The sequence below is a fragment of the Mesorhizobium sp. P5_C1 genome, from assembly GCF_054049815.1.
The window spans coordinates 1-4647 of sequence record NZ_JBFULQ010000435.1 but is presented as its reverse complement, the minus strand read 5'-3'; the positions used below and the strand labels follow the sequence as shown (position 1 = coordinate 4647).

The following is a 4647-nucleotide window of genomic DNA, read 5'->3' as shown; positions in this document are numbered from 1 at the left end:
CTGCCATTCTGATCCTGGGGACGCGCGGCATACCCGCTGCCCATGGCGGCTTTGAAACCTTCGCCGAAAGACTGGCATTTTTTCTTGCCGGGCGCGGCTGGAAGGTCGGCGTCTATTGCCAGGAGGAGGTCGAGCGGATCGACCAGAGGGTGCGCAGCGAAACCTGGCGCGGAATCGAACTCATCCACGTCCAGGTTGCGTCGAAAGGGCCGCGTGCGACCTTGGAATTCGATTGGCAATGCGTGCGCGACGCCGCCAGGCGGCCGGGCGTCTGCCTGGTGCTCGGCTACAACGGCGCGGTTTTCCTGACCTGGCTGAGGCTTAACGGGCGCAAGATCTTCACCAATATGGACGGCATCGAGTGGCGACGCCCCAAATGGGGAATGGTGGCGCGCAGCTGGTTCTGGCTCAACGAATGGATCGGCGCCTGGGCCTCGCATCGCCTGGTCGCCGATCATCCTGCCATCGCGGACCATCTGGCGACGCGCCGGCCGCGCAGCGCCATCGCCACCATCGCCTATGGCGCCGATCCGGTGACATCGGCGCCCGAGGCGCCGGTCCGGGCCCTGGGCCTGGAGCCGGGGCGCTATCTGATCTCGATCGCGCGCATCGAACCCGACAACAACATCCTGCCGATCGTCGAAGCCTTTTGCAGCCGCAAGCGCGACATGAAGCTGGTGGTGCTCGGGACGCTGTTGGACGAAATCCCCTATCATGTCGCCGTCCGCAAGGCGGCGAACRGATCGGTGGTTCTGCCGGGCGCCATCTACGACCAGGCGACGGTGAAGGCACTGCGCTATCACGCACGAGCCTATCTGCATGGCCACACCGTCGGCGGCACCAACCCGTCGCTGGTCGAGGCGCTGGCGGCCGGCAACATGGTGATCGCGCACGACAATCCGTTCAATCGCTGGACCGCGGGTGCCGCCGCGATCTACTTCACCGACACCGACAGTTGCGCCGAGCGGATGCAACAGGCGCAGGACGATGACGCCCTGGTCAGGAATTGCGGCATCGCGGCAAGGGCCCGCGCCCGCGAAGCCTTCCGCTGGGAGGATGTCCTGGCTGCCTATGAGCGTGAAGCCTATCGGCTTCTCGGTGTCACCGCCGACGACGCCGTCGCGGCCAATCGCGCATCGCCCGGCACTGCATGACAGGCTGGTCGCGCCGGCGGGTGCTGCGGACGGCGCTGTCGACCGCGGCACTTGGCTCTCTCCCGATCGCGCAATTCGCCCGCGCCGCCGAGCCTCCCTTCAGGCGCGGCGTCAATGCCTGGCCCTGGTTCTCGCTGACACGTGAATTCCCGGCGCCGCGGACCGACTACGGCTGGCCGCCCTTCCAGCCGCAGCGGCCGGTTCCGACCGCGCACGACCTGCGCCGGTTGCGCGACACGGGGCTCGATTTCATCCGCCTGCCGGTCGATCCCGGCCCGTTCCTGGCGGCCGACGCCACCACGCGCGCCCTGTTGCTGGACATGCTGGACGCGGCGGTCAGCGCCACCGTCGATGCGGGACTCGGCATCATCGTCAACGTGCAGGCCAATGGCGCCACCCACTATTGGAATCCTGACCGCATGGTCGCCAGCGTCACCGCGCCCGCCTTCGATCTCTATCGCGGGCTGGTCGGCGAACTCGCCGGCAGGCTGGAGCGCTTCCAGCCCGGCAAGGTGGCGCTCGAAGCCGTCAACGAGCCGCCGCAGGCCTGCGCTTCCGACGTCTGGTCGCAGGTCCAGCTCGCGCTTCTGACCGCGGCAAGGGCATCGGCTGCAACCCTGCCGCTGGTGGTCACCGGAGGCTGCGGCTCGATGGTCGGCGGGCTGACCGCGCTCGATCCGGCGCCGCTGTCGCCGTTCGAGCCCATCCTGTTCACCTTCCACTTCTATGAGCCCTATCTGTTCAGCCATCAGGGCGCGCCGTGGATGCGCGAGCCCGTCTACCGTTCGCTCAACAACGTGCCGTGGCCGGCGTCCGCCGGCTCGTTGGAAGCGACGCTGGCGTCGGTCAGGGTGCGCATGGCGCAGGATGCCGAAACGACGGATGAGGCCAAGAAAGCCGCTTATGCGGAAACCGAGCGCGTGCTGAAGGTCTATTTCGACGCCCAGCCCGACCGGCGCTTTGTCGATAAATATCTCCGCCAGGTTCGCGCCTGGGGCGACAGTCACGGCCTTGCGCCGGAGCGCATCATCATGGGCGAATTCGGCGCGCTGCGCTCCGACGCCCGCTATGTGGCGGCGCCCAATCCCGATCGGGCACGCTACATCGCCGATGTGCGCCAGGGCGCCGAGGATCTCGGCTTTGGCTGGGCATTCTGGAATCTCTTCGACGGCATGGGGATGATGGACGACACCACACGGGCCCTCGACCCGGATGTCATCGCGGCACTTGGCCTGACCATGCCGGCGGACTAGGGTCAAAACCCAATCACTCCGAACGAGTTCGACGCCAAGCCGACTTACGTCTTCCATGACGCGAACGGCAACTTTGCGCCGCAACTTGGACGTAGTGTCCAATTTTGCGGTTGCCTGAAAGCAGACATCTCCAGCGACCATCTTGGGGGTCGGGATGCGCCAGGATCCCGCTATGCCGGTAGAGACGACTTCAGTCTCATCGGTATCGCCAGAGCCGCGAAACTGTGGTAGCCGCCGCTCAACCAACCAAAGGACGACACCAGTGAACGAACCAACCGTGGCCCAGGCGACCGAAAGTATCTATGTCTCGCTCCGGGCGGACAATGCCGACATCGACGCACATATCGCGACGCTGAAGGCGGCGCTGACACGAGAAGGGGTAAAACAGGCGGTGTTCGATCCGACCAAGTTGGYGCAGAACAACCGCTCAGGCCGCAAGTTGATGCAGGCTTATTTTCGCCAGCGCGGCGTGAGCGTGAAGTTTTCGGACCAGTAGAGCCGCGCGCGGGTCTCAAGCGCGTCGGCGGCAACATCATGCCGCCGATTGGGCGCAGATGAAAATCCGTATGGACGAGGCGACCCTGGCGAACGGCGACATCAACAAAATGCCGCGGACCCGATGGCGACCTTGGCCTCAAATCCCAGCTTGGCTAGAGTTCGTGGCATGCTGAACGCCATTCACCACGTCGCGCTCATCTGCACCGATTACGATCGGTCGCGACGGTTCTACGTCGAACTCCTCGGCCTCGACCTGATCCGGGAGGTCTATCGGGAGGAGCGGCAGTCATGGAAGGCCGATCTGCGGATCGGGTCCGCCCAGCTGGAATTGTTCTCCTTCCCTGCACCCGTGATGCGGCCGTCCCATCCAGAGGCGACAGGCCTGAGACATCTGGCATTTGCCGTGGCGAATCTTGATCCCGTAATCATGCGCCTGGAAGCCGCCGGCGTTCCCGTCGAGCCAATCCGGATCGACCCATATACAGACCAACGGTTTACCTTTTTCAGCGACCCGGATGGATTGCCGCTGGAACTCTACGAAGCCCCATAAGGAACGGTTCGCTTTCGTGACCACATCATCGGCGGTGGGAACGGCACTCGGCAGACATGATCCGCCAACTCGGATGCGTCACCGGGGCTCCTTGCCACGGGCCAGGAGGCCGACCGCTCCGCGCCGACGCGGCACTGCGGGAAGCTCTACATTTGGCTGTCTGGATGAAATTGAGGCCACGCTATCCTATGATAGCCGCCGTGGTCATCGCAGCGGAATCCAAAGGGGACTCTTCCAGGCCTTCAGTTCCTCGAGAAATACCTGCAGCTTCGCCGGCAGAAATCGGCGTGTCGGATAGACGGCGTGCACGAAGATTTCCGGCGACGACCAATCAGGAAGAAGCCGCATGAGTTCTCCGCTCGCGATCCGGGCATCGCAATAGGTTGATGGCAGCAGGCCGATGCCGTGGCCCCTATAGGTGAAAGCGCTCACTGCCTGGAAATCTCTCGCCGCCACCGACCCGGTGACGTGGAGCTTGATGGATTTCTTGCCGCTGACCAGATGCCATTCCACCTCGTTGTTGCGCGCCTGCAGGAGGACGCATTGATGCTGGCGCAAATCCTCCGGCCGCGATGGCGGAAGCCGACCGTGCAGATATTCCGGCGCGGCCACGACATAGCGCACGCTCTTTCCGATGCGCTGGGCGATCAGGCTCGAATCCCGCAGTTCGCCGAAGCGGATGGCGACGTCGATGTTCTCGGCTATCAGATCCAGGAACAGGTTGGTGATGAACAGGTCGGCCTGGATACGCGGATAGGTCTTCAGAAACGAGGACAGGAACGCATAGAACGGTTCCTGGCCGAGGATGACCGGCGCTGATATCCGCAGAAGACCCTCCGGCTTCTTCTGGATTTGGGTCAGCACCCGTTCGGCGTCGAAGAGCTGGCTMAGCGGCTCGCTGCATTGATTGAAATAGGCACGGCCCTGCGCCGTCAGGCTGAGCTTGCGTGTCGTCCGCTGCAGCAGGGTCACGCCGAGCCGCTCCTCCAGCGCCGTCACCTTGCGGCTGACGGTGGAGACGGGCATGCCGAGCGCGTGCGCGGCACGGCTGAAGCTTTCGAACTGCGCAACCCTTACGAACACGGCGATGTCGTTCAGATCGGCCATGTCCCGATTTTTGCATGGGTGGAAAACACATTCCAGATATTTCCGCCTAATCGAGAAATCGCGCCTGCACTACATCGGTCCCATT

General features: G+C 64.0%; 5 protein-coding genes. 4 read left to right on the top strand and 1 reads right to left on the bottom strand.

What is annotated here, in order from left to right:
* From ACXJ7R_RS25160 to gloA2, 4 genes are all read left to right on the top strand, one after another.
* Positions 1-1154: DUF1972 domain-containing protein (locus ACXJ7R_RS25160; RefSeq protein ID WP_457154188.1), on the top strand; the 1154-nt coding region annotated here is incomplete at its 5' end.
* Positions 1151-2407 (top strand): glycoside hydrolase family 5 protein, encoded by a 1257-nt coding sequence (locus ACXJ7R_RS25155; RefSeq protein ID WP_457154187.1) that lies wholly within the window; start codon positions 1151-1153, stop codon positions 2405-2407. The genes ACXJ7R_RS25160 and ACXJ7R_RS25155, both read left to right, overlap by 4 nt.
* Before the next feature lie 262 nt (positions 2408-2669).
* Positions 2670-2903: a hypothetical protein gene (locus ACXJ7R_RS25150; protein WP_457154186.1), complete on the top strand. Its 234-nt coding sequence runs from the start codon at positions 2670-2672 to the stop codon at positions 2901-2903.
* 168 nt (positions 2904-3071) lie between these two features.
* Entirely contained in the window at positions 3072-3455 is a 384-nt protein-coding gene (gene gloA2, locus ACXJ7R_RS25145) for an SMU1112c/YaeR family gloxylase I-like metalloprotein (protein ID WP_457154185.1), read from the top strand.
* 204 nt (positions 3456-3659) lie between these two features.
* Here gloA2 and ACXJ7R_RS25140 read toward each other — a convergent pair whose 3' ends face one another.
* Positions 3660-4562 (bottom strand): LysR substrate-binding domain-containing protein, encoded by a 903-nt coding sequence (locus ACXJ7R_RS25140; protein ID WP_457154184.1) that lies wholly within the window; start codon positions 4560-4562, stop codon positions 3660-3662.
* Between the last annotated feature and the right edge of the window lie 85 nt (positions 4563-4647).